Source organism: Amycolatopsis sp. NPDC104863, assembly GCF_055582965.1.
The window spans coordinates 1,239,240-1,264,240 of record NZ_JBVJOW010000002.1 but is presented as its reverse complement, the minus strand read 5'-3'; the positions used below and the strand labels follow the sequence as shown (position 1 = coordinate 1,264,240).

Annotated in this window: 24 protein-coding genes, 2 tRNA genes and 1 pseudogene; 19 read left to right on the top strand and 8 right to left on the bottom strand. The window is 68.7% G+C overall.

What is annotated here, in order from left to right; genetic code table 11:
* Positions 1-115 precede the first annotated feature (115 nt).
* The 8 genes from dnaN to ACZ63J_RS15775 all read left to right on the top strand — a co-directional run bounded on the left by dnaN (position 116) and on the right by ACZ63J_RS15775 (position 9,673).
* Positions 116-1,249, top strand: a complete 1,134-nt coding sequence (gene dnaN / locus ACZ63J_RS15810; protein ID WP_451970796.1) for a DNA polymerase III subunit beta — start codon at positions 116-118, stop codon at positions 1,247-1,249.
* Between the two features lie 33 nt (positions 1,250-1,282).
* The gene (gene gnd, locus ACZ63J_RS15805; protein ID WP_465333280.1) at positions 1,283-2,173 is read left to right on the top strand and encodes a phosphogluconate dehydrogenase (NAD(+)-dependent, decarboxylating); all 891 of its coding nucleotides are present in this window, start codon (positions 1,283-1,285) and stop codon (positions 2,171-2,173) included.
* A 10-nt stretch (positions 2,174-2,183) separates the two neighbouring features.
* Positions 2,184-3,338 carry a DNA replication/repair protein RecF gene (recF, locus tag ACZ63J_RS15800; protein ID WP_465400094.1) on the top strand — a complete coding sequence of 385 codons (1,155 nt, stop codon included), beginning with the start codon at positions 2,184-2,186 and terminating at the stop codon, positions 3,336-3,338.
* A 106-nt stretch (positions 3,339-3,444) separates the two neighbouring features.
* Positions 3,445-4,050 carry a DciA family protein gene (locus ACZ63J_RS15795; protein WP_465400341.1) on the top strand — a complete coding sequence of 202 codons (606 nt, stop codon included), beginning with the start codon at positions 3,445-3,447 and terminating at the stop codon, positions 4,048-4,050.
* Between the two features lie 197 nt (positions 4,051-4,247).
* On the top strand, positions 4,248-6,215 hold the full coding sequence (gyrB, locus tag ACZ63J_RS15790; protein WP_465306498.1) for a DNA topoisomerase (ATP-hydrolyzing) subunit B: 1,968 nt from the start codon (positions 4,248-4,250) through the stop codon (positions 6,213-6,215).
* A 51-nt stretch (positions 6,216-6,266) separates the two neighbouring features.
* The gene (gene gyrA / locus ACZ63J_RS15785) at positions 6,267-8,816 is read left to right on the top strand and encodes a DNA gyrase subunit A (protein WP_465333275.1); all 2,550 of its coding nucleotides are present in this window, start codon (positions 6,267-6,269) and stop codon (positions 8,814-8,816) included.
* A 47-nt stretch (positions 8,817-8,863) separates the two neighbouring features.
* Positions 8,864-9,550, top strand: a complete 687-nt coding sequence (locus ACZ63J_RS15780; protein ID WP_465306494.1) for a DUF3566 domain-containing protein — start codon at positions 8,864-8,866, stop codon at positions 9,548-9,550.
* 49 nt (positions 9,551-9,599) lie between these two features.
* A tRNA-Ile gene (locus ACZ63J_RS15775) sits at positions 9,600-9,673 on the top strand.
* A gap of 71 nt (positions 9,674-9,744) precedes the next feature.
* Here the strand turns inward: ACZ63J_RS15775 and ACZ63J_RS15770 are convergent.
* Together ACZ63J_RS15770 and ACZ63J_RS15765 are read right to left on the bottom strand one after the other, a co-directional pair.
* Positions 9,745-11,208 (bottom strand): pentapeptide repeat-containing protein, encoded by a 1,464-nt coding sequence (locus ACZ63J_RS15770; RefSeq protein WP_465400095.1) that lies wholly within the window; start codon positions 11,206-11,208, stop codon positions 9,745-9,747.
* A 715-nt stretch (positions 11,209-11,923) separates the two neighbouring features.
* A complete protein-coding gene (locus tag ACZ63J_RS15765; RefSeq protein WP_465400096.1) occupies positions 11,924-12,244 on the bottom strand; it encodes a hypothetical protein in 321 nt (106 codons plus the stop codon).
* Positions 12,245-12,953: 709 nt separating this feature from the next.
* Between ACZ63J_RS15765 and ACZ63J_RS15760 the strand changes: the two are divergent.
* The 6 genes and pseudogenes from ACZ63J_RS15760 to ACZ63J_RS15735 form a co-directional block, all read left to right on the top strand.
* Positions 12,954-13,325: pseudogene (locus ACZ63J_RS15760) on the top strand (helix-turn-helix domain-containing protein); the annotation flags it as partial.
* 10 nt (positions 13,326-13,335) lie between these two features.
* Positions 13,336-13,740, top strand: coding sequence for a hypothetical protein (locus tag ACZ63J_RS15755; RefSeq protein WP_465400097.1), 405 nt, complete (start codon positions 13,336-13,338; stop codon positions 13,738-13,740).
* A 775-nt stretch (positions 13,741-14,515) separates the two neighbouring features.
* Positions 14,516-16,144 carry a tannase/feruloyl esterase family alpha/beta hydrolase gene (locus tag ACZ63J_RS15750; RefSeq protein WP_465400098.1) on the top strand — a complete coding sequence of 543 codons (1,629 nt, stop codon included), beginning with the start codon at positions 14,516-14,518 and terminating at the stop codon, positions 16,142-16,144.
* Between the two features lie 142 nt (positions 16,145-16,286).
* Positions 16,287-16,469 (top strand): hypothetical protein, encoded by a 183-nt coding sequence (locus tag ACZ63J_RS15745; RefSeq protein ID WP_465306446.1) that lies wholly within the window; start codon positions 16,287-16,289, stop codon positions 16,467-16,469.
* Between the two features lie 428 nt (positions 16,470-16,897).
* Positions 16,898-17,065 carry a DLW-39 family protein gene (locus tag ACZ63J_RS15740; RefSeq protein WP_020642567.1) on the top strand — a complete coding sequence of 56 codons (168 nt, stop codon included), beginning with the start codon at positions 16,898-16,900 and terminating at the stop codon, positions 17,063-17,065.
* Positions 17,066-17,097: 32 nt separating this feature from the next.
* Positions 17,098-17,170 (top strand) — tRNA-Ala (locus ACZ63J_RS15735).
* Between the two features lie 6 nt (positions 17,171-17,176).
* Here the strand turns inward: ACZ63J_RS15735 and ACZ63J_RS15730 are convergent.
* Both ACZ63J_RS15730 and ACZ63J_RS15725 read right to left on the bottom strand, forming a co-directional pair.
* Positions 17,177-18,565: an alpha/beta fold hydrolase gene (locus ACZ63J_RS15730; protein WP_465400099.1), complete on the bottom strand. Its 1,389-nt coding sequence runs from the start codon at positions 18,563-18,565 to the stop codon at positions 17,177-17,179.
* Between the two features lie 44 nt (positions 18,566-18,609).
* Positions 18,610-19,275 carry an SMP-30/gluconolactonase/LRE family protein gene (locus ACZ63J_RS15725; RefSeq protein ID WP_465439518.1) on the bottom strand — a complete coding sequence of 222 codons (666 nt, stop codon included), beginning with the start codon at positions 19,273-19,275 and terminating at the stop codon, positions 18,610-18,612.
* Positions 19,276-19,361: 86 nt separating this feature from the next.
* Between ACZ63J_RS15725 and ACZ63J_RS15720 the strand changes: the two genes are divergently transcribed.
* Positions 19,362-19,535, top strand: coding sequence for a hypothetical protein (locus ACZ63J_RS15720; RefSeq protein ID WP_465439516.1), 174 nt, complete (start codon positions 19,362-19,364; stop codon positions 19,533-19,535).
* A gap of 254 nt (positions 19,536-19,789) precedes the next feature.
* Here the strand turns inward: ACZ63J_RS15720 and ACZ63J_RS15715 are convergent, their stop codons facing one another.
* Positions 19,790-20,428, bottom strand: coding sequence for a pyridoxine/pyridoxamine 5'-phosphate oxidase (locus ACZ63J_RS15715; RefSeq protein ID WP_465439514.1), 639 nt, complete (start codon positions 20,426-20,428; stop codon positions 19,790-19,792).
* Between the two features lies 1 nt (position 20,429).
* Complete coding sequence (locus ACZ63J_RS15710; RefSeq protein ID WP_465334324.1) at positions 20,430-21,119, bottom strand: hypothetical protein; 690 nt, start codon at positions 21,117-21,119, stop codon at positions 20,430-20,432.
* A 110-nt stretch (positions 21,120-21,229) separates the two neighbouring features.
* On the opposite strand from ACZ63J_RS15710, the gene ACZ63J_RS15705 reads away from it, so the two are divergent.
* Both ACZ63J_RS15705 and ACZ63J_RS15700 read left to right on the top strand, forming a co-directional pair.
* Positions 21,230-21,763, top strand: a complete 534-nt coding sequence (locus ACZ63J_RS15705) for a DUF2020 domain-containing protein (protein WP_465400102.1) — start codon at positions 21,230-21,232, stop codon at positions 21,761-21,763.
* A gap of 146 nt (positions 21,764-21,909) precedes the next feature.
* The gene (locus ACZ63J_RS15700) at positions 21,910-22,362 is read left to right on the top strand and encodes a DUF6918 family protein (RefSeq protein ID WP_465333230.1); all 453 of its coding nucleotides are present in this window, start codon (positions 21,910-21,912) and stop codon (positions 22,360-22,362) included.
* Between the two features lie 64 nt (positions 22,363-22,426).
* On the opposite strand, the gene ACZ63J_RS15695 is transcribed toward ACZ63J_RS15700, so the two are convergent.
* A complete protein-coding gene (locus ACZ63J_RS15695) occupies positions 22,427-22,966 on the bottom strand; it encodes a hypothetical protein (RefSeq protein ID WP_465333228.1) in 540 nt (179 codons plus the stop codon).
* 89 nt (positions 22,967-23,055) lie between these two features.
* Between ACZ63J_RS15695 and ACZ63J_RS15690 the strand changes: the two genes are divergently transcribed.
* Together ACZ63J_RS15690 and ACZ63J_RS15685 are read left to right on the top strand one after the other, a co-directional pair.
* Positions 23,056-23,574 carry a peptidylprolyl isomerase gene (locus tag ACZ63J_RS15690; protein WP_465333227.1) on the top strand — a complete coding sequence of 173 codons (519 nt, stop codon included), beginning with the start codon at positions 23,056-23,058 and terminating at the stop codon, positions 23,572-23,574.
* A gap of 40 nt (positions 23,575-23,614) precedes the next feature.
* Positions 23,615-24,571, top strand: coding sequence for a rhomboid family intramembrane serine protease (locus ACZ63J_RS15685; protein WP_465333226.1), 957 nt, complete (start codon positions 23,615-23,617; stop codon positions 24,569-24,571).
* Here the strand turns inward: ACZ63J_RS15685 and ACZ63J_RS15680 are convergent.
* Positions 24,568-24,987, bottom strand: coding sequence for a PH domain-containing protein (locus tag ACZ63J_RS15680; protein ID WP_465333224.1), 420 nt, complete (start codon positions 24,985-24,987; stop codon positions 24,568-24,570). The two genes, ACZ63J_RS15685 and ACZ63J_RS15680, sit on opposite strands and share 4 nt — an antisense overlap.
* Between the last annotated feature and the right edge of the window lie 14 nt (positions 24,988-25,001).

Here is a 25,001-nt window from a genome sequence, read left to right as displayed (position 1 = left end):
CTCCGGCCGCTCAACGCGGAGGGCGGACCGGCCGGACGAGGCAGCCGGTCACTGCCCAGCCAGAACGAGGCCTGGCCCGAGCCGATCGCGGCTCGGTCGTCGAAAGGATGCGCGCATGAAGATCCGCGTCGAGCGTGACGGGCTCGCCGACGCCGTCGCGTGGGTGGCCAGAAGCCTCCCCTCCCGGCCTCCCGTGCCGGTACTGGGCGGTGTCCTGCTCGACGCCGGTTCCGACGGCGAAACCGACGCGCTGACCGTCTCGGGTTTCGACTACGAGGTGTCCGCCACAGTGGGCGTCCCCGCGACGATCGCCGACGGCGGCCGGCTCCTGGTCTCCGGGCGCCTGCTCGCCGACATCACCAAGGCGCTGCCCGCGCAGCCGGTCGAGATCTCCGTCGACGGCGCGCGCGCCACCATCACGTGCGGCAGCGCGCGCTTCTCCCTGCCGACCATGCCGGTCGAGGACTACCCGCAGCTGCCGTCCCAGCCCGCCTTCGCGGGTGAGCTCGCCGGCGACGCGTTCGGCCAGGCCGTCACCCAGGTCGTCGTCGCCGCGGGCAAGGACGACACGCTCCCGATGCTCACCGGCATGCGGCTGGAGATCTCCGGCAGCTCGCTGACCCTCGTCGCCACCGACCGCTTCCGGCTCGCCATGCGCGAGTTCACCTGGCAGCCGGCCGAGGGCCTGGCCGACGCCGCGGTGCTCGTCCCGGCGCGCACTCTCGCCGAAGCGGCCAAGACGCTCGGCGCGAGCGGCGCCACGATCCGCCTCGCGCTCGCCAGCGGCGAGGGCCTGCTCGGCCTCTCCGGTTCCGGGCGCTACACGACGACCCGCCTGCTCGACGCGGAGTTCCCGCCGTACCGCCAGTTGCTGCCCGCGTCGCACACCTCACGCGCGGTCATCGACGTGTCCGCTCTCACCGAGTCCATCAAGCGCGTTTCCCTGGTGGCGGAGCGGGGGACTCAGGTACGACTGGAGTTCGGGGACAACACACTGCGGTTGTCCGCGGGCGGCGACGACGAAGGAAGCGCCGAAGAAGAGCTTCAGGTCGAGTACGAAGGTGAGCCGGTGACCATCGCGTTCAACCCGGGTTACCTCGTCGACGGCCTGGGCGCGCTCCACAGCGACCGGGCGGAGCTGACGTTCACGACGCCGAACCGTCCCGCGCTGATCAAGCCCGCCGACCCCGAGGGCAACGTCGTCCCCGGCTACCTCTACCTCCTGATGCCGGTCCGCCTTCCCGGCTGACCCGCACTTCTTGTTCGCACGTAAGGGGATCTCATGGTTCAGCTCGGTCTGATCGGCCTGGGCAAGATGGGCTTCAACATGCGTGAGCGGCTGCGCGCGGCCGGTCACGAGGTGGTCGGGTACGACCGCAACCCCGACGTCACGGACACGACGTCGCTCGAGGACCTGGTGTCCAAACTGGAGGGTCCGCGGATCGTCTGGATCATGGTCCCGGCCGGCGACCCGACCCGGCAGACCGTGACCGAGCTGGGCAACCTGCTGTCCGAAGGCGACATGGTCATCGACGGCGGCAACTCGAAGTACACCGACGACAAGCTGAACGCCGACCTGCTCGCCGCGAAGAACATCGGTTACGTCGACTGCGGCGTGTCCGGTGGTGTGTGGGGCAAGGACAACGGCTACGGCCTGATGGTCGGCGGCACGGCCGCGGACGTCGAGCGCGCGATGCCGGTCTTCGACGCGCTGCGTCCGGAAGGCCCGCGCGAGGAAGGCTTCTCGCACGCAGGCGACGTCGGCGCGGGTCACTACGCGAAGATGATCCACAACGGCATCGAGTACGGCATGATGCAGGCCTTCGCGGAAGGCTTCGAGCTGCTCGAGGCCGCGAAGGTCGTCAACGACGTGCCTGCGGTGATCAAGGGCTGGCAGCGCGGCACGGTCGTCCGGTCCTGGCTGCTCGACCTGCTCGTGCGTGCGCTGGACGAAGACCCGGAGCTGGACGACCTCGAGGGGTACGTCGAGGACTCCGGCGAAGGCCGGTGGACGCTCGAAGAGGCGATCAACAACGCGGTGCCGGCGCCGGTCATCTCGGCCGCGCTCTTCGCGCGGTTCGCGTCGCGTCAGGAGCACTCGGCCGCGATGCGCGCGGTCGCCGCGCTGCGCAACCAGTTCGGCGGGCACGCCGTGAAGAAGGTCGGCGGATAAGGAGTTCCTGGTGTATCTGCGCCATCTGCAGGTCACCGACTTCCGTTCCTGGCCCCAGGCCGATCTCGCGCTCGAACCGGGGCCGACCGTGCTGGTCGGCCAGAACGGTCGCGGCAAGACCAACCTGCTCGAAGCGATCGGGTACGTCGCGACGCTGGGCTCGCACCGCGTCGCGACGGACGCGCCGCTGATCCGGCACGGCTGTGAACGCGCGCTGGTGCGGGTCGCGGTGGTCAACGAAGACCGCGAGCTGACCGTCGAGCTCGAGATCACCGCAGGCCGGGCCAATCGCGCGCGGGTAAACCGCGGCGCGGTCGGCCGGCCGCGGGACGTGCTCGGCATCCTGCGCACGGTGCTGTTCTCCCCGGAGGACCTCGCGCTCGTGCGGGGTGACCCGGGTGAGCGGCGCCGGTTCCTCGACGAGCTGCTGGTGCTGCGCGCGCCGCGGTACGCCGGGGTCCGGGCGGACTACGAGAAGGTGCTGAAGCAGCGAAACGCCCTGCTCAAGACGGCCGGGAAGCGCCGTACGGGTCGCGAAGACCCGTACGCGTTGTCGACGCTCGAAGTCTGGGACGACCACCTGTCGGTGGCGGGCGCGGAGCTGCTCGCCGCGCGCCTGAACCTCGTCGCGGACCTCGGGCCGTACGCGGCTTCGGCGTACATGGGTGTCGCGCCGGACTCCCGGCCGGCGAAGATCTCGTACCGGTCTTCGCTGGGTGACGCGCTGCCGGAGACGTACGGCGTACCGGACGGCGAACGGGCGCAACCCGAAGTCCTGAAGGACGTCTTACTCAAGGCGCTCGGAGAGGCCCGGAAGGCCGAGCTCGAGCGCGGGATCAGTCTCGTCGGCCCGCACCGGGACGAGCTGGAGCTGATCCTGGGCCAGGCGCCGGCCAAGGGCTACGCGAGTCACGGCGAGTCGTGGTCGTTCGCGCTCGCCCTCCGGCTGGGCAGCTACGAGCTGCTGCGCGCGGAGGCGGGTGAGCCGGTGCTCCTGCTCGACGACGTGTTCGCCGAGCTGGACCGCAAGCGTCGGGCCCGGCTGGCCGAGGTGGCCGCGAGCGCCGAACAGGTGCTGGTGACCGCGGCGGTCGACGAAGACGTGCCCGGGGAGCTCGCCGGGTCCCGGTTCGTGGTGGCGGATGGTGAGATCACACGTGGCTGAGCGGCCCGAGCGAACACCCGATGTGACGGGCGACACGAATCGCACCCGATCTGGGGACAAACCTGTGGACAGTGTGGATAACACGGTGCAGGAGTTATCGCTGCCCGTGACCGTGCGGCCAGATAGGTGGCACAAAACGCCCGAAAGCGACACCAAATCCCCGGTTGGTACTGAGCGTGACGGCGACGTTGGGCCGAACGAGGATCCCCCGACCGGACGCGATCTCGCGCACGCCGCCCTCGAAGCCGCGAAGGCCAAGGCGAAGGAGCGGGGCGTCCCGCCGGGCCGCCGTCGCCCCGCGGTCGGCGGCGGGCAGAACCCGCGGCGCCGGCGCTGGTCGGGACCGGGCGCGGACGCGCGCGACCCGCAGCCGCTCGGCCGGCTCGTCTCCCGGCTCGTCAGCGACCGCGGCTGGAGCGAGAGCGTCACCGGCGCCCGCGTTTTCGCCCAGTGGGCGCGGCTGGTCGGCGAGGACGTCGCCGAACACGCCCAGCCGGTCGCGCTGAAAGACGGTGAACTGACGGTTCGCGCGAGCTCCACCGCGTGGGCCACCCAGCTCCGGTTGCTGCAGGGAAAACTGCTGGCCAAGATCGCGGCGGGCGTCGGGAACGGCGTGGTCAAGCGCATGCGGATCCAGGGTCCGACCGCCCCGAGCTGGCGGAAAGGGCCCCGTCACGTGCCCGGGCGCGGCCCGCGTGACACGTACGGCTGACCCGGGTTGCGCGATGCTCGGTTGAATGCCCCGAGAACGCATCCAGACCTCCCGAGATACGTCAAGACTCGGCTCGAACCGATTTCGTCCGTCTGTGACGCGTTCAGGGGTGTCCTTGCCGCATGTCAGCGGACGCGGCCAAGTACACTGGAGGCGAGCGAGTATCCGCTCGGGCGAGACGAGGAGAAACAAGGCCTGTGACCGAGAACAAGAGCGAGTACAACGCGTCGTCGATCACGGTGCTCGAAGGCCTCGAAGCGGTCCGCAAGCGCCCCGGCATGTACATCGGTTCCACGGGTGAACGCGGTCTGCACCACCTCGTCCAGGAGGTCGTCGACAACTCCGTGGACGAGGCGATGGCCGGGTACGCCACCAAGGTCGAGGTTACCCTCCTCGCCGACGGCGGGGTGCGCGTCGTCGACGACGGCCGCGGCATCCCGGTCGACATGCACCCCAAGGAGAACAAGCCGACCATCGAGGTCGTGCTCACCCAGCTGCACGCGGGCGGCAAGTTCGACAGCGACTCCTACGCGGTGTCCGGCGGCCTGCACGGCGTCGGCATCTCCGTGGTGAACGCGCTGTCGACGAAGCTGCTCGCCGAGGTCAAGTACGGCGGCCGCAGCTGGCGCCAGCTGTACACCGACCAGATCCCCGGCCCGCTCGAGGACCTCGGCCCGGCGACCGAGACCGGCACGACCATGACGTTCTGGGCCGACGGCAACATCTTCGAGACCACGACCTACAACTTCGAGACGATCTCGCGCCGCCTCCAGGAGATGGCGTTCCTCAACAAGGGGCTGACGCTGTCCCTGCGTGACGAGCGCGTCGCCGACGAGGAGACCGAGGAAGACGCCGAGGGCAAGGTCGCGCGCGTCAAGGAGAAGGTCTACTGCTACCCGGGCGGGCTCGAAGACTTCGTCAAGCACATCAACGGCAGCAAGGACCCGATCCACCCCAGCGTGATCTCCTTCGACGCGAAGGGCACCGGCCTCGAGGTCGAGGTCGCGATGCAGTGGAACACCGGGTTCACGCCGTCGGTCTACACGTTCGCCAACACGATCAACACCCACGAGGGCGGCACCCACGAAGAGGGCTTCCGCGCCGCGCTGACCCGCGTCGTCAACTCCTACGCGCGCGACAAGAAGCTGCTCAAGGAGAAGGACGCCAACCTGACCGGCGACGACGTGCGCGAGGGCCTCGCCGCGATCGTCTCGATCAAGCTGGGCGAGCCGCAGTTCGAGGGCCAGACCAAGACCAAGCTGGGCAACAGCGAGGCCAAGACGTTCGTGCAGCAGCAGTCGAACGAGTGGCTGGCGGACTGGTTCGAGCGCAACCCCACCGAGGCGAAGACGATCATCAACAAGTCGATCTCCTCGGCGCAGGCGCGGATGGCCGCGCGCAAGGCGCGTGACCTGGTCCGCCGCAAGGGCGCGCTGGAGATCGGCGGCCTGCCCGGCAAGCTCAAGGACTGCCGCTCGACCAACCCGGCGGAGTGCGAGCTCTACATCGTCGAGGGTGACTCGGCCGGCGGCTCGGCCAAGGAGGGCCGCGACTCGATGTACCAGGCGATCCTGCCGATCCGCGGCAAGATCATCAACGTCGAGAAGGCCCGCATCGACCGCGTCCTCAAGAACACCGAGGTCCAGTCGCTGATCACCGCGCTGGGCACCGGCATCCACGACGAGTTCGACATCGAGAAGCTGCGCTACCACAAGATCGTGCTGATGGCCGACGCCGACGTCGACGGCCAGCACATCACCACGCTGCTGCTCACCCTGCTGTTCCGGTTCATGACCCCGCTCATCGAACACGGCCACGTCTTCCTGTCGCGGCCGCCGCTGTACAAGATCAAGTGGCCGCGGACGGACCCGGAGTACGCGTACTCCGACCGCGAGCGCGACGCCGTCATCCAGGCGGGTGTCGAGGCCGGCAAGCGGCTGCCGAAGGACGACGCGATCCAGCGCTACAAGGGTCTCGGCGAGATGAACGCCGAAGAGCTGTGGGAGACGACGATGGACCCGGCCAACCGGCTGCTGGGCCAGGTCACCCTCGACGACGCCGCGCAGGCCGACGAGCTGTTCTCGGTCCTGATGGGCGAGGACGTCGAGGCCCGCCGCTCGTTCATCACGCGCAACGCGAAGGACGTTCGCTTCCTGGACGTGTAGGCGTCCCCTGATCCTCGTCCCGCCAGGACCCCCGCACCCGAGAAGGACCTCATGACGGAAACCTTGCCGCCGGCTCCGGACCACGACCGGATCGAGCCGGTCGACATCCAGCAGGAGATGCAGCGCTCCTACATCGACTACGCGATGAGCGTGATCGTGTCGCGCGCGCTGCCGGACGTCCGGGACGGCCTCAAGCCGGTGCACCGGCGGGTCCTGTACTCGATGTTCGACTCCGGCTTCCGGCCGGACCGCGGGTACAACAAGTGCTCGCGCGTCGTCGGCGACGTCATGGGCAACTACCACCCGCACGGTGACTCGGCGATCTACGACGCGCTGGTCCGGCTTGCCCAGCCGTGGTCGATGCGGTACCCGCTGATCGACGGCCAGGGCAACTTCGGCTCGCCGGGCAACGACCCCGCGGCCGCCATGCGGTACACCGAGTCCCGGCTCGCGCCGCTGGCCATGCAGATGCTGGCCGACATCGAAGAAGACACCGTCGACTTCTCCGACAACTACGACGGCCGCACGCAGGAGCCCGACGTCCTGCCGTCGCGGTTCCCGAACCTGCTGGTCAACGGCGGGTCCGGGATCGCGGTCGGGATGGCGACGAACATCCCGCCGCACAACCTGCGCGAGGTCTCCGAAGGCGTCGTCTGGGCGCTGGAGAACCCCGAGGCGACCGACGACGAGCTGCTGGCCGCGCTGCTGGTGCGGATCAAGGGCCCGGACTTCCCGACCAAGGCGATGATCCTCGGCACGTCCGGCATCGAGGACGCCTACCGCACGGGCCGCGGCTCGGTCCGGATGCGCGCGGTCGTCGAGGTCGAAGAAGACGCGAAGGGCCGCACGATCCTGGTCGTGTCCGAGCTGCCGTACCAGGTCAACCCGGACAACCTCGTCGAGAACATCGCGAACCTGGTCCGCGACGGCAAGCTCACCGGCATCGCCGACATCGCCGACGAGTCCAACAGCCGCTCGGGCATGCGGATCGTCGTCACGATCAAGCGGGACGCCGTCGCGAAGGTCGTGCTGAACAACCTGTTCAAGCACACCCAGCTGCAGCAGAACTTCGGCGTCAACATGCTGGCCCTGGTCGACGGCGTGCCGCGCACGCTGCGGCTCGACCAGATCATCCGGCACTACGTGAAGCACCAGGTCGAGGTCATCGTCCGGCGGACCAAGTTCCGCCTTCGCAAGGCCGAAGAGCGGGCCCACATCCTGCGTGGGTACGTCAAGGCGCTCGACGCGCTGGACGAGGTCATCGCGCTGATCCGGCGGTCGCCGTCCGCCGACGAAGCCCGGCCGGCCCTGATGGAGCTGCTGGACGTCGACGAGATCCAGGCCACCGCGATCCTCGACATGCAGCTGCGGCGCCTGGCCGCGCTCGAGCGACAGCGGATCATCGACCAGCTGGCCGAGATCGAGCTCGAGATCGCCGACCTGAAGGACATCCTCGAGAAGCCGGAGCGGCAGCGCGCGCTGATCCGCGACGAGCTGATGGCGATCGTCGAGAAGTACGGCGACGACCGGCGCACGAAGATCATCGGCTTCAGCGGCGACGTCACCGACGAAGAGCTCATCGCCGTCGAGGACGTCGTGGTCACGATCACCCGCACGGGGTACGCCAAGCGGACGAAAACCGACCTGTACCGCTCGCAGAAGCGCGGCGGCAAGGGTGTGCAGGGCGCGACGCTGAAGCAAGACGACATCGTCCAGCACTTCTTCGTCTGCTCGACGCACGACTGGATGCTGTTCTTCACGAACAAGGGCCGCGTCTACCGGACCAAGGCCTACGAGCTGCCCGAGGCCAACCGCAACGCGCGCGGCCAGCACGTGGCGAACCTCATGGCGTTCCAGCCGGACGAGCAGATCGCCCAGGTCATCCAGATCAAGAACTACGAGGTCGCGCCGTACCTGGTGCTCGCCACCAAGCGCGGCCTGGTGAAGAAGACCAAGCTCACCGACTTCGACTCGAACCGCTCCGGCGGCCTCATCGCCATCAACCTGCGCGAAGGCGACGAACTGGTCGGCGCGGTGCTGGCGGCGGCCGAGGACGACCTGCTCCTGGTGTCGGCCGAAGGCCAGTCGATCCGCTTCCACGCGACCGACGAGGCGCTGCGGCCGATGGGCCGCCCGACGTCCGGTGTGCTCGGCATGCGGTTCAACGACGGTGACGAGCTGCTCGGCATCAGCGTGGTCAAGGAGGACAAGTTCCTGCTGGTCGCGACGGACGGCGGGTACTCCAAGCGGACGCCGATCGAGGACTACCCGGTGCAGGGCCGCGGTGGCAAGGGTGTGCTCACCATTCAGCACGACCGCAAACGTGGCAGGCTGGTGGGTGCGCTCATCGTCGACGCCGAGGACGAGCTCTACGCGATCACTTCGAGCGGCGGCGTGATCCGCACGCCGGCGGGCGATGTGCGCAAGGCAGGACGGCAGACGAAGGGGGTCCGGCTGATGAATCTCGGCGAAGGCACCACTCTTCTCGCCGTCGCACGCAACGCCGACGAGCCCTCGGACGTCGCCAATGGTGACGTCGACGGCGACGCCCCGGAAGCACCCGAAGCGGGTGAAGGAACAACGGCGCCGTCGGAGCAGTAAGTTCACTACGGACAGCGCCCCACGGCACGGGTAAGGACTGACTCTTCGTGACACCATCCGAGAATCCCGAGGCAGCGGGTTCGAACGGGACTCCGGCGAGCCCGCCATGGCAGCGGGTCGACAAGGACGGCGACTCCGAGGCGACGGTCAAGCTGGCCACGGATGAAGCGCTGTTCAAGACCGAAGCGCCGGCCGGGGAGACGCAGCCCGTCTCCCCGGACCAGCGCCCGGTGGTGACCGGAAGCGCCGCCCCCCGCCTCTTCGGCGGCGGCGACACCCCACCGAGCGGCGAGCCCTCGGCGGCGGCGATCCCGTCGGCGTCCACCCAGCGAGCCCGTCCCAGCGCACTGCGTCGTCCCGGCCGCGGCCCGCGCCGTGCGTCGCTGCAGGTGAAGCGCTTCGACCCGTGGTCGGTCCTCAAGCTGTCCCTGGTGCTGGGCGTGGCGATGTTCTTCGTCTGGCTCGTCGCGGTCGGCGTCCTGTACACGGTCCTCGACGGCATGGGCGTCTGGGACAAGCTGAACGGCACGTACTCGTCCCTGGTCGGCGGCGAAGGCGCCAACGCGTCGTCCGAGCCGCTGATCAGCGCGGGCCGCGTCTTCGGCATCGCAGCCATCCTCGGCGCGATCAACATCGTCCTGGTGTCGGCCCTGGCCACGGTCAGCGCGTTCATCTACAACGTGTCGGCCGACCTCGCGGGCGGCCTCGAGGTCACGCTGTCGGAGCGAGAGTAACCCGGTTGCAGGGCCCCCTCGGGGGTCCTGTAAAGTTCTCCTCGTTCAAGGGCCTATAGCTCAGGCGGTTAGAGCGCTTCGCTGATAACGAAGAGGTCCCAGGTTCAAGTCCTGGTAGGCCCACGCAAGACAAGCCCGGTTCGCTTCGCGCGGACCGGGCTTTTGCGTGTCCTGAGCGACACAGTGGGTGACTGTCACTCCAGGAGGCGCGGTCTTTTGTCTGCAGTTGTCTGCACCCCACGCGCGTCGATGACGATGCCCGCGACGGTCGTACGGTCCGGCGAGTCGCTGGTGAGGATGACGTCCCGGAATACAACTTTCTGACCGAGTCGCTGCGTGATTCTCGGGAGGGCACCGGCGAAGGTCACGCTGTTGAACAAGGTGTCGCGCGTGAAGGCCAAGTCGTCGAACCAGACCATGATGCCCGTGAAGGTCGTTTGGTGGAACGAGGTCTTGCCGGTGAAACTTGCGCCGCTGAACGAGACGGCGCGAGTGAAGATCGCGCCGTCAAACTGAGCGTCTCCGGTGAAGATCGCGCGGGCGAACTGAGCGTCTCCGGTGAAGATCGAGCCACCGAACGAGGCCTTGCCGGTAAAGGTCGCATCGTCGAACCAGGCGAATTTGGTGAAGGTCGCGGCAAACGAGGTGTCGCCGCTGAAGGTCGCGCCGGCCAACCAGACGTAGTCGGTGAAGGTCGCACCGTCGAACGAGGTGCTGCCGGTAAAGGTGGCGTCGCCGAACCGGGTGTCGCCGGCGAAAGTCGTGCCTTCAAATGAGGCGTCTGCGGTGAAGGTTGCACCGTCAAATGAGGCGCGACCTGTGAAGGTCGCACCGTCGAACCCGGCTTCGCCGGTGAAGGTCGCACCCACGAAGCCGGCGTCGCCGGTGAAGGTCGCACCACGGAATCGGACGTTGCGCGCTCGGCAATTGGTCAGGTTGACGTTCGTCAGGTGGGCGTTGGTGAGGTCAAGGTCGGTGCTTTCCCAGAACTTCCCGCGCTTGCTTGGCTGGAGGTGGTCACCGAGGATCCGCTGGGCAGCGAGCCGAACTTCCCGCTCCTGGAAGCGATCCCGACGCTCCGTGAACTGGGAGTCTGGCGGAGCGTAAGGCATGCGCAGGTAGGCACAGATGACGTTAACGATGCTTTGACGCTGGCTTACGTTGTTGTGGGCAAGGCGCTCAAGGGCGTAGAGCCCTGCCAGGCGGACAGGGGCTTCAGCGGAGCCAAGCTGATCGGCAGCTTTGGTGTACTGCTCGGTGACGTTCTTTTCGGTCGCGTCGCTCTCGCTGTGCCACTGCCGCCGCACCGCGAGCAAGAGTGCGAAGATGCCCGTGGTGCCGGCGCCGATGCCGAGCCCCGTCTTGATCGCGTCGACCTTCGCCGCTGCTTTTGTGTCCGCGCTGGTCGCCTTGCCAGCCTCGCCGAGCAGCCAATTGGTCGCGATCCAGGCCACGACGACCACCACGATCGCGGCGGTGACGACGACCCACCAGCTCATCCCCGAAGCCCGGGTCCGGGGCGCTCGTTGCCCGCGCAGCCGCCACCCAGCGGCGGCCAGACCGGCCGCAGCAAAGGCGAACAGGGCCAGCGGCACTACGTGCGGGCGCGCCCACCGGCCCAGCGCCAGCCAGTCCACCCACCCGAACAGCACCGTCATCCCGGCTAGCAGCGCGGCCCCGCTGAGCAGGAGCGCTCCGCGCGCCGGTGCCCAGTCCAGCGAGGGCAGGCGAGGCAGCGCTGGCTTCCACTTCGTCACGCACGGTCAGTCGTCCCCAAGCGACCCGGTGATACACCGGGGACGAGCCAGTAAGCGATCGGCGGTGGCGGACGACATAGGCCTAAGGCCGGCTCGCGAAACGCGAACCGGCTCTTAAGCCTGCTGGTCAAGTCAGACACAGCTTCGGAAGCCGCGATCTTCGGCCCCGTGTCGCCGCGCTCCAGAACATCGAGCTTGCGGCGCGGGCCGGCGACCCCGAACAGGCGCTCCGTCTGGCGGCCGCCGTGCCGGACTCGGCAGGCGACGTCCCGGCATTCTGGGAGGCTGGCCACCGGCTGCTGCTCGCAGCTGCGGCCGCCGACCTACGCCACGATCGGGACGCCTTGGCCTGGCTCGTCGAGGCACGAGACCTTGCACCAGACTGGGTGCGATATCAGCCGCTCGGCAAAACCACGAGGTCGACTGAGGGACTGCCGCTACGACTTGACGCATTACCAGAACAGTAGGTTGGTAAGAGGCCCTCAACGGCGCCGGTGGGAAGTCTGGGCGTCCACGTACGTTCTCGCCGCCGGCGGCGCACTGTGTTTCGTGGCTGGAAACTTAGAGAAGATCTTCGATGCTGCCGATCATCTGCTGAGACGCCTCGCAGCGTAGCTCAGGCGATCAGCACCTGTTGCGTCTCCTTGCCTTCCCGGAAGAGGACGTCCTTACCGTCGATCTTCACGGCGCGGTAAAGAAGCTCACCGTAGCTCACGAGACGGCGAAGAGCCTCCGTGACTGTGACGCCTTCCTTCTCAGCCACCAACCGCAGGGCCTCAGCGGTGGACGGCCCGATGTTCACAGTCAGTCTGGTAACTGACGCTGCTGCTAGCTGGCGCTTTGGGTCCACGCCAGGTTCACGATGCTCGACGTCTTCGGTGCGAACACCGGCTTCACCGCTAGATTCGTAATCCTGACGTCCTTGTGCAGCGGACATCGTCAATCCTCCTGAGCTCAAGGGGGCTTCTTTATCAGGACATCTTATCTTTGTCAAACCGCCCCTGGGACCGGCGCAAGTATGTCATGCGTGCAGCTCTGATGCGACATGTTGGCGTGCTCGATGTGATGAACTTGCATATCGAGACATGGCTGTTACCATGCCCGATCCGTATCGCAGTACGACCGTACGGTCTGACCTGCGGACATGCCTCGCGTAAGACTGTCGGGAAGCCGGAGTACTCTATGCGCCACCTTGCCGTGGGGCGTCAGGTGGAGCAGGAGGTCTTCGGGTGACCAGCCGGGGTGAAGCGTTCGCCGACTCGCATGAAGAGTCTGAGACGCCCGTAGACGTCAACCCGGGCTTCCATCGCGGCGACATACAACTGACGCCCGCCGTGCCGGACGCGCCGCACGACCCGGACTGCGCCCGGTGTCCCAATCTCGACGCACGATGCGACACCCTGGAAGCGGAACTTTCCGCCGAACGTGCACGCAACGACGTGCTTCTGGACGCGCTCTCGACCTTCGCGCGGCAGAAAGTCGGAGACGAGAAGATTGACTTCGCGGCTGAAGTGCGGACAGCGCTACAAGCGAAGCCTTACGACGTGCGTTCCAGTCGGTTGCCGTCTGATCGGCGCGAGGATCTGATGGTGGTAGTACAGTCGCAGAGCCAGACGTTTCCGCCTGATATTTGGCAGCAGCCGGAGATGAGAGCGGCTCTCGCATCTCGGGAGATCAGCGCCGTCTACCGCCTCTTGCGCAAGCACGGTGCCTCGCAGCGCCAGATCGCCGCGATGACCGGCCAGTCCCAGTCCGAGGCGTCGGAGATCCTCAAGGGTCGCCAGGTCATGGCTACAGACGAGCTCAAGCAAATTGCTGACGGCCTGGGTATCCCTCGTGGGTACATGGGGCTTGCCTACGACGAGGCTACGGCGATACGCATTGTCGGCCAGGAGAATCAGGGCGAAGAGTCGGCAGCGCGGCGGAGGTTCCTCGCGCACGCCGCCCAAGTCACGATGAGCGCGGCGGTCTTCGGTCCCGAGTCGGTCGGGTGGTCGTGGGACGCGCGCAGGACGCCGTGGTGGGGACATGGCTGACTACGAGGTTGGTAAAGGTGACGAAAAGTCGTCGGAGGATGACGGCGGCCAAAGTCGAGGCTTCGCTGATGAGGTGCCTCTCGATGCCAAGTCTGATCTTCCGCCAGGTCACTTCTGGCTCCCGTCAGCACGCGAGGTCGTCACGAATGATCCAGTCGAAGTTGGTCAAACGATCGGGGTTGAGAAACCCCAGAAGACTCATCAGTTGCGCCTGTGGACTCTCTGGATCTTGGTCGGCACTGTGGGGGCCGGTCTGGTGCTCATTGCGCTCGGTCTGGCCATGCATTGGTTTGACACAGACTTCGCCAAGACGATCCTTCAGACCGTCGTGAGTCCTATCCTTGGCGCGCTATCAGCGGTCGTGGGGTATCTCTTCGCGGACCGGAAAACAGACTAGGTTCTCGTGTGTGCTGCACGGACTTGCCTGGTCGGGTCGGGATGAGTGACGATCGTGGAGGCCTGCGGCGGTAGCCGGCGGACGTACACGGATGTTGAACCGCGAGGTCGCGAACCTCTCGCCTTGATCAGGTAGTTGTGATCTTGCCCTGATAACGAAGAGGTCCCAGGTTCAAGTCCTGGTAGGCCCACGCAAGACAAGCCCGGTTCGCGATGTGCGAGCCGGGCTTTTGCGTGTCCTGGGTGGCACATCGCTGTCGCGGAGCCAGTCGACGAGTTGCCGGCCTTCAGACCATCGGACTCGTCACCGAGGATCGCTTCGAGCGCGAAGAGCCTCGCTACCGAGGGACCGATCGTCACCCTGGGTAGTCACTTTTCCTCGGCGAGTGCAGTTCTCTCGGCGCCTGCGCCACTTGTGACTTTCGGTGCCTGATCCGCTCCCGATAGTGCGTAGAAATCGATTTCGAAGCCCCTGCACTACCGGTCGAAGTCACCCGATTCCTGGCGGTAAGAATTCTCGCCCAGGAATCAACGACGACCATTCTGGGATTTTCCAACCCCTGTGACCTGCGGTAGTCCACAGTCGACACGAGTGAAAATTTCCAACTCGGTCCTAAGTGGATTCGGTGGATCGCGGCAGTTTCCCCAACAATTCTGCGTTTTGCATGCAAATAGCACGATCGCGGAAGACAGCTTACGAACCGTGAGAAAGGGTGTATCGCAATGACCCAATCGGGGGAACTGGGAACTGAGGTAGAACTATGCGAAGACTGTCCATGCTCGGCGTGGCGGCACTCTTAGTAGCCGTCCCGATACTCGTACCCTCGGCGGCCTCCGCCGGGGGCACGGCCATCCGTCCGGTGCGGACCTGCGCCGAACTCGTGCGGACCTACCCGCTGGCGGACGCGGTCACCCACGTCACCTCGGCGACCGTGGTGCCCGCGACCGCGACCGAATCCGAAATGTGCGACGTCCAGGGGTACGTCGAACCGGCCGTGCACTTCGAGCTGAAGCTGCCGACGAAGACGTACGTGGGCCGCTACCTGCAGTACGGCTGCGGTGGCTTCTGCGGTTACATCGCCATCCCGGCGTTCGCCGGCTGCGACCTGCCGCACGGTGGGGACGTCGCGGTCGCGGCCACCGACAGCGGCCACGTCGGCACCACGCCGTTCGCCTTCGACGACGGGAAGTGGGCCGAGAACAACCAGGCCGCCCGTGACGACTTCGCGTTCCGAGCTTCGCACGTCGTGTCCCGTGCTTCGAAGAACCTGATCAACACCTTCTACGGCGCTCCGCCGACGAAGTCCTACTTCAGCGGCTGCGGGCGCGAAGCGCTTTTGCTGGCGCAGCGCTATCCGCACGACTTCGACGGCATCGTCACCGGCGCGCAGGCCGGCTACTGGGGTCCGCTCTTCGGGGTCTACCAGACCTGGCTGGCGAAGGCGAACACCGGCGCCGACGGTCAGCCCATCCTGACCAGGGACAAGCTCCCCGCCCTGCACACCGCCGCGGTGGCCTCGTGCGACGGGGCCGACGGGCTCGTCGACGGCGCCATCGACGACCCACGGGTCTGCACCTTCGACCCCGCGACGCTCACCTGCCCCGCGGGCACCGACAACGCCGGCTGCCTCACGCCCGCGCAGGTCGCGGCGACCAAGAAGCTCTACTCGCCGCCGACCGACGAAAACGGCCGGAAGCTCTACCCGGGCGGGCAGACCGTCGGCTCCGAGCTCGCCTGGGCCTGGGGCGACTGGATCCTCCCGTCGCCGGACACGGGCGGGGTCGCCTTTGCGCGGCTGCTGGCCGACAGCTACCTGAAGTACATGGCCTATCCGATCGGGACGCCGGCCTCGTCGGTCGACCAGTTCTCCTTCACCTCCAGTGAGTTCAACCGCCTCACCGCGGAGGGCGTCCGTTCCAACGCGATGTCGACCGACCTGCGCGAGTTCCGTCGCGCCGGCGGGAAGCTGATCCTCTGGCACGGCTGGGCGGACCAGGCGATCCCGACGGCCGGCACGCTCGACTACTACCAGCGGCTCACCCAGGCCTCCGGTGGTGTCGCCGCAACCCAGAGCTGGGCCAGGCTGTTCGTGGTCCCCGGCCTCTACCACTGCGGCAACAACGGCAACAAGCTCACCGAGTACAACCCCCTGCCCGGCCTCTTCGGCTGGGTCGAACGCGGCACCGCGCCCACCCGCACCATCGCCGTCGGCCGCGACGCCGCCGGCAACGTGGCGCGCACCCGGCCCGTGTTCCCGTACCCGGTGCAGGCCAAGTACGACGGGAGCGGCAGCATCGACGACGCCGCGAACTTCGTCGCGGCACCGCCGTCACGCCCGGTCAACGACATCGTGGACTGGGCGGGCAACGACCTCTACAACCGGCCCGCGCCAGTGGCGCCATGAGGTAGCCGGGTCGTGAAAAAAGGGGGCTTCAGGACGGATCTTGTCCTGAAGCCCCCTTGTCGGTTCATCCCTAAGTCTCGGTCAAGTCCGGGATCTCCGCCGCCGTTCCGGGCTTACCGTGAAGGAGACGAAGGGGGCAGACATGGGCTGGATCGTCTTGGGGATCGTGGTCGTGGCGTTGCTGGGCATCGCCGTGGTGGTCGACCTGCGCGACCGCGGCCGCGGCGGGAAGCGGATCGCCGGCGGTCTCGGCGACGCTCGCCGGACGGACGTCAACCCGAACCCGCAGGTCGGGGACCAGGGCGGTTACCTGAACCTCCCGTGAGGTCAGTCGCGCTCCATGGTCAGGATCGCGCCGGTCTGCTGGGTACTTCTCGGTCGCGACGAGCAGGGCGGCAACGTCGGGGGCCGACCCTGAGATGTCCCGGATACAGGTCAGCCCTGCCGGGAAGAGAAGACCGGCAGGGCTGAGCAGTCACAGTCGGCGTGCACCACGGTCGCCTCTCGGCGATAGGCGCGACCTGGCTCCAGCCGGACGGAACTCCGCGAAGGCGATGAGTGAGCCCGGGGGACACGATGGGCACACCGACCAGTGGGTACAACAGGACGACCGGGTCCGGTATTTCCCGACGCGTGTGACGTGCGTTACCACCAAGATCGTGGTTCCACGTGGAACCACCGCCCCTGACACCGGCGTGGGCCGGTGCAGGTAACATCACGGGGTAAGGGAAGCAAGCTGAGAAGGGGGCTTCGGTGAAGAAGCTGCTGGCACTCGCGGTCATCGCGGGCGGCGTCCTGTTCGTCGTGAAGCGCAACAAGGCGGCCAAGGCCGAAGCCGACCTCTGGCGCGAGGCGACCGCGCCGGTCCCCTCCAGCAACGGCACGACCCCCGCCAAGCCGGCGGGCGCGTCCCACAACTGAGTCTCCCCGCGGGCGGTCCGCCGCCCGCGCCCGGGGCTGTAGCTCAATTGGTAGAGCACCGCCTTTGCAAGGCGGGGGTCAGGGGTTCGATTCCCCTCAGCTCCACAACTGTCAGCGCAGGAAGCTGATCAGGGCGTCCCGGCCCGCGTGGCCGCGCTCGCGGTTCTGGATCGAGTGGGACTCGCCCGGGACGATCACCAGCTTTCCTTGCGGCGCAACACGTGCCTCCTCCTGCGCCCACTCCAGCGGCGTCGACAGATCGCGGTCGCCGTTGAGCAGCAGGACCGGGACGTCCGGCAGGCGCGAAGCCGGGTTCGAGCCGACGCGCTCCGCCGGCGACGGCAGGCAGCCCTGGATGAAACCCTGCTGCGTCGCCACCGCCGTGGTGTACGGCCACGTCGCCTGGGGCGGCAAAGTGCGTGCTGCCAAGGAAAGCAGCGGCTGCCGCAGCGCCACCGGCGTTGCCGACGAACCCCACGGGTACCGCTGGTCCGCGCAGAGCGTCGCCGAATGGAGGCCGGAGCTGTAGTCGGCCGGGGCGACGTCCTCCGTCGTGTAGCCCTGGACCACCTGGTCGAGCCATTCCGGCGCACCGCCGCGGGCCGCGTGCAGGGCGCCGATGATGTCGCCCGAGGCCGGGTTGCGGTACGTCGGGTCAGCGAACTCGTACGCGACGACCGCGTCGAAGATCTTCACGCCGTCCGCCGTGCTTCGGTGGCGGACCACCCACGCCAGGTCCTCGGCCGGGTCGTAACCGCACGCCGGCGCCACCGCGCACGCCGCGCGCAGCACGCGGGCTTCGGCCGTCAGGCCCGTCAAGTACAGCGTGGCCGACGCCGTCGAATGGTGCGGCAGCACCGAATCCAGGACGACCTTGCTGACGTTCCGCGGGTGCGCGATCGCGTACCGCGCCGCCGTGAACGAGCCGTACGAGACGCCGTCGACCACCATCTTCGGCACGCCCAGCGCCTGGCGGAGCTGGTCGAAGTCCGCGACGCTCTGGTCGGTCGAGTACAGCGGCGCCGTGTCACCCAGGATCCGCGCGCATTCCGTCACCGCGTCACGCGTGGGCGTCGCGATGTCCGAACTGCCCATCTGCGCCTGCAGCCCCGGGCAGTTCAGCGCGTTGGCGCCGGTGCCGCGCTGGTCGAGCATGACGAACCGGTAGTCCTTCGCGACCTCCGGCAGCCGCTGCGTCGCGATCCGCGTGATCGTGCCGACGCCGCCCTGGCCGGGGCCGCCGGTCAGGAACAGCAGCACCCCCTTGGGCGCGGTCACGTTGTCGGCGGTCGCCACGGGCAGGGCGCGCGTGCCCGGCACCCGGCCGGCGTGGTCGAGCGGCACGGTCAGCGTCGAGCAGGTGAAACCCGGCTGGCCCGGGCACGGATGCGGGTCCGTCAGCGTCGGTCGTCCCCCAGGACGCGCGTCGGCCACGGCCACACCCCCGAGTGCGGCGGTCAGCGCCAGGACCAGCCCGGCGGTCAGCAACTTCGAGCGCATGCCTGCATCATGCGCACAGCCGCACGGGTGCGGTCTACCCCCGATCAGGGCTTGACGCAGGAGATCTTCCCCCGCACCGGCCCCGCCGGGTTCGCTTCGCCCGCCGTGTTCGGCGCGTTGTCACGGCGGCTGCCGTCGGACTGCGTGACGCACAGGCGGCCGTCCGGCAGCAGCACCGGGCTGGTCGGGAACTCCAGCGGCCCGCCGTTGCGCAGCTTCGTCGCCGGGTCGGCCGGGTTGCGGAAGTACTCGACCACGCGGCCGTCGCGCCGGGCCAGGACGATCGCGTTGCGCTCGTTCGCCGCCGTCCAGACGTTGCCCGCGCGGTCGAGGACGATCCCGTCGGCGCCCTCGAGGTACGGGTGCTGGACGTCGACGTCGTCCAGGCACAGGGTGTCGGCCGGGAACGCGGCGTCGCACCCGGTGGCCGCGCGCGGCCGGCCTGCGCGGTCCATCGGCACACGCCAGAGCGCGCCTCGCGCGGTGTCCGCGACCAGCAACGTGCCATCGGCGGTGAACGCGAGGCCGTTCGCAACGATGTGCTGCGAGCCCGCGGTGTCCGCCGCGGTGCGGCCGTTCGGCGTGATGGTGACCGTGCCGGGCGGCAGGCCGCGCACGTCGCGGCCGACCCCGCCCGCGATGACGTCGCTGACCATGGGCTGCACGCGGAACATCTCCGCGGCGACGCCGTCCGCGCCGGCCCGCCACACCCCGGCCCTGCCCGGTGCCGCCGTCGGAGATCCACAGCGCGCCCGCGCGGTCGAACGCGAGGCCGTTCGCGCCCGGGACACCGCTGGTGAACACCGTTGCCGACGGCGGGTTCGCCGCGTCCGGCACGAACGACACCACGGTGTCGGCGTTGGCGACGTACAGCCGGCCACGGCGGTCGAACGTCAGGCCCGCCGGGCTGCACGGTGCCGGGATCGTGCCGACGACCGCGGCCGGGCCGCCGGACGCCGCGACGCGGTAAACAGGACAGGGATCGGCGCCGCGCGCCGGGGCGTAGAGGTTCCCCCGGCCGTCGGTGGTCAGGCCTTCGATGCCGAGCGGCGCGGCGAACACCGTCTCGAACACGGCGGGGTGGTGGGCCGGCGACAGGTCACCGGCGGAAGCGCCGGACAGCAACCCGGCGGACAACGCACAAGTGGCGGCAAGGACGACGGTGCGGCGCATCAGGGCCTCCGTTTTGTCGGATTTCCTGCCTACGCCGCCACGCCGGGGACGTCAAGGCCAGAGGCGCTCGGTGACCCAGCCGCCGTCGGACTTCCGGTACCGCAGCCGCACGTGCCGCCGGTCGTGACTGGCCTGCCAGAACTCGACTTCGTCCGGGTCCACCAGGTACCGCGTCCACGTTTCCGGGGCCACGCCGGGGTTTTCGCCGACCCAGCGCTCCGCTTCCGCGGCCGCCGCGTCGAGGTCCGCCGGGTCGTGCAGCACCTGCGACTGGTGCCCGATGAACGCCTCGACGCGGGACGCGGGCGGCCGGGCCAGGAAGTCCTCGGCGGACACCTCGGGCGCCGCGGGGGAGACCGGCCCGCGCAGCCGCACCTGACGGCCTCGGCCGGGCCAGAAGAACGTCAACGCCGCGCGCGGATCCTTCCGCAGCTGCAACCCTTTCGGGCTTTCCGAGCTGGTGGCGACCGCCCAGCCGCCGGGGCCGACGTCCTTGAGGATCACGACCCGCGCGTCGGGCGCGCCGTCGGTGTCCACTGTGGACAGTGTGACGGCGTGCGGCGCCAGCACGTGCTCGCCGGCTTCGGTCAGCCACTCCAGGAACAGCGCCTGCGGGTCCGCGGGCGCCGTTTCCGGCGTGAACACGGGAAGTTCTTCGGGGAACGAGGCCCAGCCGCGCAACGCCACCATGTCAGTAACCGTACGGACCCTGCTGCGGCGGGTGCCCGGGCGGTGGGTAGACCGGCGGCTGCGGGCCGGCCGGCCCGGCGTACGGCGGGGGCGGCACCGGCGGCGCGGCCATCGGCGGCTGCTGCTGCCAGCCCGGCGGCGGCTGCTGGGCCGGTTGCGGGGGCTGCGGCGGCTGTTGCGCCTGCTGCCACTGCACCTGCTCCCACGCTTCGGCGGGTTGCGGGAAGCAGAACGTCAGCTTGGCGCGTATCGCGCCGTGCATCGCGGCGCCCCACATCTTCCCGCCGGTGAAGGCGTACGTCTGCCCGGCGGTGAGGTCCACGGCGACCATCCGCGTCTCGCCGCCGAACTGGTTGCTCGTCTTCGCCGACGCGGCCTGCGCGGCGTCCGGGTACACAACCGGGCCGACGAGCCCGGCGATCACCACGGATCCCGCGGTCCAGCCCATGGTGCCGATCATGTTCGCGCGCGCGTGCTGCGTGGCGCGGGCGGTGAAGTCGTACAACGCCGCGGCGCTGACGTCGGGCACGGGCGCGGCGACGACGCAGTAGTTCATCGTCGTCAGCATCACCGACTCGGTGAACAGGCCGACCACGGCGGTCGCGGGCCCGATCTGCACGGAGTTCAGCCGGCCGCCGGAACGCTGGACGCGCTCGGCCACCACACCGAGGTACTGCTCGGGGGTGAGCACGCGGCGACCTCCCTGGATGTGGACCAACAGCGCCATCGTCGCATGCCTTGCCGTCCCGGCGCTTTCAGCCAGCGGTTTTCACACATGCTTCATGGTTGACTGTGCGCGCTATGCGACGACTCGTACTTCTCGCGCCCGCCGTGGTCCTGCTGGCCGGTTGCGGCCCCACCATCGTGACCGGCACCGCGGCGCCCAGCCCGCCGTCGGCGTCCACCGGCGCGGCCGCGGGCGCCCAGCTGCCCCCGGACCCCCAGCCGGGGGCGACGGAGGACTGCCCGTACCTCGACAGCGAGTTCGTGGCCGACTCGAACGGCCAGCACGTGTCGAAGGTGCGCGTGTCCGCCGACCAGCCGCACCCGGCGTGCTTCTTCTACCGCCCGGACGGGAAGGTCCAGGTCACCGTTCAGGTGTACGTCGGTCAGCCGGACGTGGCGACGGCGCTGGTCAACAAGGCGGCGCCGGTCGACACGTCCAACCCGGCGTCCGACCCGACCGGCTGGAAGGGCGGCTACCAGTCCAGCGACGACGGCGCCGTCTACGCGGTTTCGAAGGGGGCTTCGGCCGTCGTCGTGACCACCAACCAGAAGCAGAGCGTGAAGGCACGCACAGTGGCGAAGAAGGCTATCGCTGCCCTGAAGCTCTAGGTAGTGCCTCCACACGGGTGAGTGATGTTGATCTTGTATTACCCTGTGCGTCACGCGCAGGCTTCGTGGACTCGCGCACCGCAGCCACCGGGGGATCCCCACCCCGGGGCGGGGCACCAACTCTGCAACGACAAAGGACAAGATTCGTGGCTGACACCCTCAAGGACATCCTGCTCGACTCCAGCCGCCGCCCGGCGGTCGTGACCGACTTCGAAGGCCTCGTGGACGCCGAGGTTTCGGACAAGGGCGGCGTTTCGGGTGCCGTCGTCAAGACCGGCTTCGCCGCGGTCAAGAAGATCAAGCCGGGCATCATCCCCTCGGCCGTCGACACGCTGCTGCCGGACTTCGTCGTCGCGCTCGAGCCGTTCTACGGCGACTACCGCGCCAAGGGCGGCAACGACTTCGGCGCCTACCTGACCAGCCGCTCGGACGAGGCTTCCGACGCGCTGCTGAGCGTCACCGACTCCCGCGCGGAGAAGAGCAGCCGCGACAGCATCAAGAAGGTCTACTCGAAGCTGCGCCCGAACGGCAAGAAGAACGTCGAGGAGGCGCTGCCCCGCCTCGGCCAGCTGGTCGACAAGCACGCCGCCAACGCGTGAGCTTGACCCCCGAGCACGACTGAAGAGGCCCCCGGTGCACGCCGGGGGCCTCTTCGCGTCGGGTTCAGTTCTTCTTCTCGGCCGGTGCCGCGGACGGCGCCTTCCCGTTCGCCGACGGGCTCGGCTTGGCCGCCTCGGCGGGCTTCGGCGGCGCGGGCGGGGTGGCCTTCGGCGGCGCGGGCGCGACCGGCGGCTCCTGCTTCGAGCGAAGCACGTAGGCGGCGCCGGCGCCGACCACGAGCAGCCCGACCAGCCACGGCCAGCGACGACGGCTGCGCGTGCCCTTGGCCGCGGCCTTCGCCTCGACGACAGCAGCGGCGAAGTCCTTCTTCGCCGCCTTGAAGTCCTTCTTGCCGCGGCGCTTCGACTCGCCGGCCGCCTTCGCGGCCTTGATGGCGGCCTTCTTCGCCTTGCGACCAGGCTTGCGCAGCTCGGAGAGCCGGCTGAGGGCCTCCTGCCGGGCGGCCTTCGAGCTCTTCTTGAGCTCCTTGCGGGTGAGCTCGGTCTTCTTCGCGAGCTGCTTCTGCGCGCGCCGGCCGTGCTTGACGCCCTCGGAAACGAGTTTGTCGGCGGTCTCGGCGGCCTGGGCTGTCGCCCGGGACATGGACTTCACCTCATCATTCGTTTTGACACTGCTCTGTTGCCCGTAACCTATCGTGCCCCTTTTCGCCGCCGCCCGCCGCAGATGGCACGATGAAGCTCGTGAAAGCGACGCTGCACACCAACCAGGGTGACATCAACCTGAACCTGTTCCCCGACCACGCGCCGAAGACGGTCGCGAACTTCGTCGGGCTGGCGGAGGGCACCAAGGAGTACACCCAGCCGAACGCGGCGGGCACGAACTCCGGTCCCTTCTACGACGGTTCGATCTTCCACCGCGTCATCGACGGCTTCATGCTGCAGGGTGGCGACCCGACCGGCACCGGCCGCGGCGGCCCGGGCTACAAGTTCGGCGACGAGTTCCACCCGGAGCTGCAGTTCAGCAAGCCGTACCTGCTGGCCATGGCGAACGCCGGGCCGGGCACGAACGGCTCGCAGTTCTTCATCACCGTGGCGCCGACGACCCACCTCAACTTCCGGCACACGATCTTCGGCGAGGTGGCCGACCAGGAGTCGCGCGCGGTCGTCGACACGATCGGCCGGACCGCGACCGGACCGGCGGACCGTCCGCTGTCCGACATCGTGATCGAAAAGGTCACCATCGAGCAGTGACGGCGTGCGGCGCGCCGGGTTTCGGTAGGTTGGTGACATCGTGAACCAACCGCCGAACCCCGCCGCCGAACCGCAAGCCGCGCCTCCCGGGTGCTGGTGGCACCCGAACCGCCCGACCGGACTGAGCTGTTCCCGGTGCGGGCGTCCGGCGTGCCCGGACTGCCTCCGCGAGGCCCCGGTCGGCTTCCAGTGCACCGACTGCGTCCACGCGGGCGGCCAGGAGCAACGCCGGCAGCACCGCGGCTACCAGGGCGCCGGCTTCGGCGTCCGCACGATCGCCGGCGCGCGCCCGTCCGAGTCGTTCCTCGCGACGCAGGCCATTCTCGCCGTCAACGTCCTCGTCTTCCTGGTCACCGTCTTCCAGGCCCGCAGCCTCAACGACAACCAGGTCTCCGGCGTCTTCCAGGTCGGTGTGCTGTGGGGCCAGGCCACGCTCGGCGCCGACGAGTGGTGGCGGCTGTTCACCTCGGGCTTCCTGCACTACGGGCCCATCCACATCGCGGTCAACATGTTCTCGCTGTGGATGATGGGCCGCGCCCTCGAGCCGGTCTTCGGCAAGGTCAGGTACCTCGCGCTCTACTTCGTCTCGATGCTCGGCGCGTCCACCGCGGTGCTGCTGTTCGACAGCCTCGACGGCGGCACGGCCGGCGCGTCCGGCGCGCTGTTCGGCCTGATGGGCGCATACGCGGTCATCGTGCTGAAGCTGCGGCTGAACCCCACCGGGCTGATCATCACGCTCGCGCTGAACGCGTTCATCACCTTCGGCGTCGCGAACATTTCGATCCTCGGCCACGTCGGCGGCCTGGTCACCGGCGCGCTGGTCACCGTGGCGATCCTCTACGCGCCCCGCGCGCGGCAGGCGCAGTGGCAGGTGGCCGGGATCGCCATCCTCGTCGTCGCGATGGTCGGGCTGCTGATCTTCAAGGACGCCCAGGTGGCGGACCAGACGTGCCACTTCGTCCAGTACCGCGGCCAGGAGCTCTACAGCTGCGGTTAGCTCCGCGCGCGCAGCGTGCTGAGGACGTCCAGGACGTCGCGGGGATCCTCGCCGAGGTCGAGCCACCCGAAGACGAACAGCTGCTCGTCGTGCTCGATTTCGAGCGTGACGCCGTCGCGGCCCAGCCGCCGGGTGGTGCGCAGCCGGGTGCGGGTCTGGGCCCACGGCAGCCGCTGCGAGCCGTTCAGCGTCCGTGTCACCAGGCCTTCGGCGTCGGCGGCCAGCCGGGGCCGGACGAGCGTCGCGTGGGCCGCGAACGCCCCGACGGCCACGGCCGCCAGCGCGAACAGCACCAGCCCGCCGCGGTCGCCGGTCAGGACGTCGACCACCACGCCGGCCAGCAGCAGCAGGGTGACCACCCAGGCCGATACCACAACGGCCTGACGCGGCGCCCACGAGGTGGGGTAGTTATCCACAGGGGTTATCCACA

Bases quoted from the DNA above. Each gene is read 5' to 3' on its own strand.
- dnaN (WP_451970796.1), top strand. From the start codon at position 116: ATGAAGATCCGCGTCGAGCGTGACGGGCTCGCCGACGCCGTCGCGTGG.
- gnd (WP_465333280.1), top strand. From the start codon at position 1,283: ATGGTTCAGCTCGGTCTGATCGGCCTGGGCAAGATGGGCTTCAACATG.
- gyrA (WP_465333275.1), top strand. From the start codon at position 6,267: ATGACGGAAACCTTGCCGCCGGCTCCGGACCACGACCGGATCGAGCCG.
- ACZ63J_RS15770 (WP_465400095.1), bottom strand. From the start codon at position 11,208: ATGACGGTGCTGTTCGGGTGGGTGGACTGGCTGGCGCTGGGCCGGTGG.
- ACZ63J_RS15765 (WP_465400096.1), bottom strand. From the start codon at position 12,244: ATGTCCGCTGCACAAGGACGTCAGGATTACGAATCTAGCGGTGAAGCC.
- ACZ63J_RS15755 (WP_465400097.1), top strand. From the start codon at position 13,336: ATGGCTGACTACGAGGTTGGTAAAGGTGACGAAAAGTCGTCGGAGGAT.
- ACZ63J_RS15750 (WP_465400098.1), top strand. From the start codon at position 14,516: ATGCTCGGCGTGGCGGCACTCTTAGTAGCCGTCCCGATACTCGTACCC.
- ACZ63J_RS15745 (WP_465306446.1), top strand. From the start codon at position 16,287: ATGGGCTGGATCGTCTTGGGGATCGTGGTCGTGGCGTTGCTGGGCATC.
- ACZ63J_RS15730 (WP_465400099.1), bottom strand. From the start codon at position 18,565: ATGCGCTCGAAGTTGCTGACCGCCGGGCTGGTCCTGGCGCTGACCGCC.
- ACZ63J_RS15715 (WP_465439514.1), bottom strand. From the start codon at position 20,428: ATGGTGGCGTTGCGCGGCTGGGCCTCGTTCCCCGAAGAACTTCCCGTG.
- ACZ63J_RS15705 (WP_465400102.1), top strand. From the start codon at position 21,230: ATGCGACGACTCGTACTTCTCGCGCCCGCCGTGGTCCTGCTGGCCGGT.
- ACZ63J_RS15695 (WP_465333228.1), bottom strand. From the start codon at position 22,966: ATGTCCCGGGCGACAGCCCAGGCCGCCGAGACCGCCGACAAACTCGTT.
- ACZ63J_RS15690 (WP_465333227.1), top strand. From the start codon at position 23,056: ATGAAGCTCGTGAAAGCGACGCTGCACACCAACCAGGGTGACATCAAC.